Below are 4,640 nucleotides of genomic sequence, written 5' to 3'. Positions count from 1 at the left end.
CAGGCGACCAAGACCTACCGTTGTCCGGGCTGCGACCACGAGATCCGGCCGGGCGTCCCGCACGTGGTGGCCTGGCCCGCGGACGGGACCGGTTCGGTGTCCGACCGCCGGCACTGGCACCGCGGCTGTTGGCAGGCGCGGACGCGGCGGGGTCCGGCGCGACGGCGGTTCTAGCCCGTCGCCGCGGTACCGGGGCGGGAACGGTCACCCGCCGCGGTCGACCTGCGGTAGTACACGGCGGGCATCCCGCGGTAGAGATCCCGCTTGTACTCCCGGAACCCGAGTTTCTCCGCGACCCGGCGCGCCGGTCCGTTGTCGATGTTGGTGACGATCACCACGGGGAGTTCGGGGACTGCGCGGTCCACCCAGGCCAGGATCGCCCGTGCCATCTCGGGGGCGTAGCCCCGTCCCCAGGCGTCCGGCCGGAACCGGTAGTACAGGTTCAGCACGCCGCGCCCGTCGAGGTCGCTGCGCTGTACACCGCCGACGCCCACCACCGTGCCGGAGCGGTGCTCGACCACGGCGACGTAGCCGAACCCGTGATCCGCCCAGTGCCTGCGCCAGAGGTCGAACTGCGTCCGGGCCTGGGCGGAGCTGGCGGGCGCCGGTTCGTGCGGATGCGTCTCCGCCGCGGCCTGGATGCCGATCACCGAGGGCAGGTCGGCGTCGGAGAACGGCCGCAGCAGCAGCCGCTCGGTACGCAGGGGCTCCAGGCGTGGTGCCACGGACCGAATCTAGCGCGCGCGGCCGTGGCGGGGCAGCGGCGACGGCCGGACCCGGTGACCGCGGGACCGGGTGCGGGGAGTGTGGCGGGGGAGTGGAGGACGGGTGCGTCGGGGTTGCGTGATCGAGGTAACTCCGCATTCGCGGGGTCGCCGCACGCACGCGCACACCACGTCTACCTGCGGCTTTCGCGCCGGGCAGCCGCCCACGCGGGGTGGATTCCGGGGTGTTTCCGCCGGTCCGGCGGTGATCTACGCAGCCGGTGCGCGGGCGTGCCACGGGTGAGGGATACGATCCCCGTAGCCATCGTGGGTCCCCCGCCCGTGGCACGAAGCAAGGATCGCGGGGTTTCGAGTGCAGGAGGCTTCTGTGACGGCCGTAGCCCCCCAGCCGATCGCGACGCGTCCCTATCCGGCGCGAGAGTCGGTGAAGGGTTCGTTCCTGCTGCGGTTGTTCCGCACGACGGACCACAAGCAGATCGGCATCATGTATCTGGTCACGTCGTTCGCCTTCTTCATGGTGGGCGGCGCGATGGCCATGCTGATCCGGACCGAGCTCGCCCAGCCGGGACAGCAGTTCCTCTCGCAGGAGCAGTACAACCAGCTGTTCACCATGCACGGCACGGTGATGCTGCTGTTGTACGCGACGCCGATCGTGTTCGGGTTCGCCAACTTCGTGTTGCCGCTGCAGATCGGCTCGCCGGACGTGGCCTTCCCGCGGCTGAACGCCTTCTCCTACTGGCTGTACCTGTTCGGGGGGCTGACCGTGATGGCGGGCTTCATCGCCCCGGGCGGTGCCGCGGACTTCGGCTGGTTCGCCTACACCCCGCTGTCGAACGCGATCTACTCACCCGGCATCGGCGCCGACCTGTGGGTCGTCGGCCTGCTGGTCTCCGGTCTCGGCACCATCCTCGGTGCGGTCAACATGATCACGTCGATCGTGTGCATGCGCGCGCCGGGGATGACGATGTGGCGGATGCCCATCTTCACGTGGAACATCCTGATCACCAGCCTGCTGATCCTGCTGGCGTTCCCGATCCTCACCGCCGCGCTGATGGGCCTGCTCGCCGACCGCCGGATCGGCGCGCACGTGTTCGACCCCGCCAACGGCGGTGTGATCCTGTGGCAGCACCTGTTCTGGTTCTTCGGCCACCCCGAGGTCTACATCGTCGCGCTGCCGTTCTTCGGCATCGCCTCCGAGATCATCCCGGTCTTCGCGCGCAAGCCGATCTTCGGCTACAAGGGTCTGGTCTGGGCGACGCTGAGCATCGCCGCCCTGTCGGTGGCGGTGTGGGCGCACCACATGTACGCCACCGGTGCGGTGCTGCTGCCGTTCTTCGCCTTCATGACCTTCCTCATCGCCGTGCCGACCGGCGTGAAGTTCTTCAACTGGGTCGGCACGATGTGGAAGGGCAAGATCACCTTCGAGTCGCCGATGCTGTTCACCATCGGCTTCCTGGTGACCTTCCTCTTCGGCGGGCTGACCGGCGTGCTGCTGGCCGCGCCGTCCATCGACTTCCACGTCTCGGACAGCTACTTCGTGGTGGCGCACTTCCACTACGTGCTGTACGGCACGATCGTGTTCGCCACGTTCGCGGGCATCTACTTCTGGTTCCCGAAGATCACCGGCCGGATGATGGACGAGCCGCTGGCGAAGCTGCACTTCTGGCTCACCTTCATCGGCTTCCACGCCACGTTCCTGGTGCAGCACTGGCTCGGTAACGAGGGCATGCCCCGCCGGTACGTCGACTACCTCGGCACCGACGGGTTCACCACGCTGAACATGATCTCCACGATCGGCGCCTACGTGCTCGGTGCGTCGACGCTGCCGTTCATCTGGAACGTCTTCAAGAGTTACCGCTACGGCCCGGTCGTGACCGTCGACGACCCGTGGGGCTACGGCAACTCGCTGGAGTGGGCGACGAGCTGCCCGCCGCCGCGGCACAACTTCACCGAGCTGCCCCGGATCCGCTCCGAGCGTCCCGCGTTCGAGCTGCACTACCCGGAGATGGTCGAGCGGATGCGGGGTGAGGGTCACGTCACCTTCACCGGCAAGACCCTCGCCCACGGCGACGCGAAGGACGCACCCTCGGAGGTGGTCACCGAGGCGGCCGTGCCGGGACGGCACGACCGGGACAACGCGAGCGAGCAGTGAGCGAGGCGCCGGGACACACGTGAGTACCGACAGTACGGCAACCAGTACGGGGGCGGCGGACACGACGCCCGTGTTGATCACGACGACGGGGCCGGACAAGCCCGGGGTCTCCTCGGTGCTGTTCTCCGCGTTGACGAGCCAGGGCGTCGAGGTCGTCGACATCGAGCAGGTCGTCATCCGCGGCCAGCTCGTGCTCGGTGTGCTCGTCGCGGTGGAGTCGGACCCCGAGGGGCTCCAGGAGGTCGTCGAGCAGGCGATGGCGTCGGTGGGCATGCACGTCGACGTCCGGATCGGGGACGCCATCGGGTCCGACCCGTTCGCCCCCGCCCAGCCGGGCTCCACGCATGTGCTGGTGCTGCTCGGCGCGCCGGTCACCGCGCGGGCGTTCACCCAGATCGCCCGCAAGCTCGCCGCCGTCGGGGCGAACATCGACACCATCCGCAGCATCGCGGATTACCCGGTGACCGGACTCGAGGTCCACGTCTCGGTCGCCGACGACACCCCGGAGGCGGACAGCGAACTGCGGTCGATGCTGGCCGACGTGGCGTCCCGGGGCGGGCTGGACGTCTCGATCGAACGGGCCGGGCTCGCCCGCCGGGCCAAGCGCCTCGTCGTGTTCGACGTCGACTCCACCCTCATCCAGGGTGAGGTCATCGAGATGCTCGCCGCCCACGCGGGCGTCGAACCGCAGGTCGCCGAGATCACCGAGGCGGCCATGCGGGGCGAGTTGAACTTCACCCAGTCCCTGGAACAGCGGGTGGCCCTGCTGGAGGGGCTGCCGGAGACGGTACTGGACGAGGTCGCCGACCAGATCGAACTGACCCCGGGCGCGCGGACCACGATCCGCACGCTCAAGCGGCTCGGGTTCCGGTGCGGGGTGGTCTCCGGCGGGTTCACCCGGATCATCGAGCGACTGGTGACCGACCTCGGTCTCGACTTCGCCGTGGCCAACAACCTGGAGGTCTCCGGCGGGCGGCTCACCGGCAAGGTCGAGGGCGAGATCGTCGACCGGGCGGGCAAGGCGGAGACGCTGAAGCGCTACGCCGCCGGCTACGGCATCCCGATCCCCCAGTGCGTGGCCGTCGGGGACGGGGCCAACGACATCGACATGCTCACCACCGCCGGCATGGGCATCGCGTTCAACGCGAAGCCCGCGTTGCGCGAGGTGGCCGACGCGTCGTTGTCGTATCCGTACCTGGACGCGGTGCTGTTCATGCTCGGCGTCACCCGCGCCGAGATCGAGGCGGCCGACGAGGCCGACGGGTTCCCGCTCGCACGGTCGTGAGCACCGCGGAACCGGCCGAGCCGGTACTCGCCCCGGTCGCCGCGCGGTACGCGCGGTGGCTCGGTCTGCCCGCCCGGGAGACCGCCGAGCGGGACGCGCCACCCGAGCGGGTGTGGGCGATGCCGGTCGTGTTGCGTCTGGAGAAGACCGGCCCTCCCGCGCGGACCGCGATGCTGGAGGCCGCCGCGACGGCGGCCGTGGCCGTGTGCCTCGACGAGCGGGCCGCTCCGGGCGGCCCCTGGTACGCGCCGCTGCACACCTGGACGTCGGGACACATCCGCAAGGTGGCCCGCCGGGCGCGGGGTTCGCACTGGCGTGCCGTGGCCGGACTGCCCGGGGTGACGGTGTCGGTCGGCGACGCCGAGGTGCGGGCACTGTTGCCCGCCCGGGTGGATCAGCTCCCCCGCGAGGTGGCGCGGCTGCAGATCTCCGGCAGCGAGCTGCCCGCCGACGAGCCGGGCGTGGCCGGGCCGGATCT

At 70.2% G+C, this 4,640-nt stretch carries 3 protein-coding genes and 1 pseudogene; 3 read left to right on the top strand and 1 reads right to left on the bottom strand.

Going from position 1 to position 4,640, the window contains the following annotated elements; translation table 11 throughout:
* Nucleotides 1–170: 170 nt before the first annotated feature.
* On the bottom strand, nt 171–725 hold the full coding sequence (locus SACPADRAFT_RS0205615; RefSeq protein ID WP_007026601.1) for a GNAT family N-acetyltransferase: 555 nt from the start codon (nt 723–725) through the stop codon (nt 171–173).
* A gap of 367 nt (nt 726–1,092) precedes the next feature.
* Here SACPADRAFT_RS0205615 and ctaD point away from each other — a divergent pair, with 367 nt between their 5' ends.
* The 3 genes and pseudogenes from ctaD to SACPADRAFT_RS0205600 form a co-directional block, all read left to right on the top strand.
* Nucleotides 1,093–2,877 carry an aa3-type cytochrome oxidase subunit I gene (gene ctaD, locus SACPADRAFT_RS0205610; protein ID WP_007026600.1) on the top strand — a complete coding sequence of 595 codons (1,785 nt, stop codon included), beginning with the start codon at nt 1,093–1,095 and terminating at the stop codon, nt 2,875–2,877.
* A 70-nt stretch (nt 2,878–2,947) separates the two neighbouring features.
* Complete coding sequence (serB, locus tag SACPADRAFT_RS0205605; protein WP_007026599.1) at nt 2,948–4,162, top strand: phosphoserine phosphatase SerB; 1,215 nt, start codon at nt 2,948–2,950, stop codon at nt 4,160–4,162.
* A pseudogene (locus tag SACPADRAFT_RS0205600) lies at nt 4,159–4,640 on the top strand (peptidyl-tRNA hydrolase); the annotation flags it as partial. The gene serB and the pseudogene SACPADRAFT_RS0205600, both read left to right, overlap by 4 nt.

Origin of the sequence: Saccharomonospora iraqiensis subsp. paurometabolica YIM 90007, assembly GCF_000231035.2 — a bacterium.
Lineage (GTDB): Bacteria > Actinomycetota > Actinomycetes > Mycobacteriales > Pseudonocardiaceae > Saccharomonospora > Saccharomonospora paurometabolica.
The sequence above is the reverse complement of the archived record's forward strand: the minus strand, read 5'-3'. Positions and strand labels throughout refer to the sequence as shown.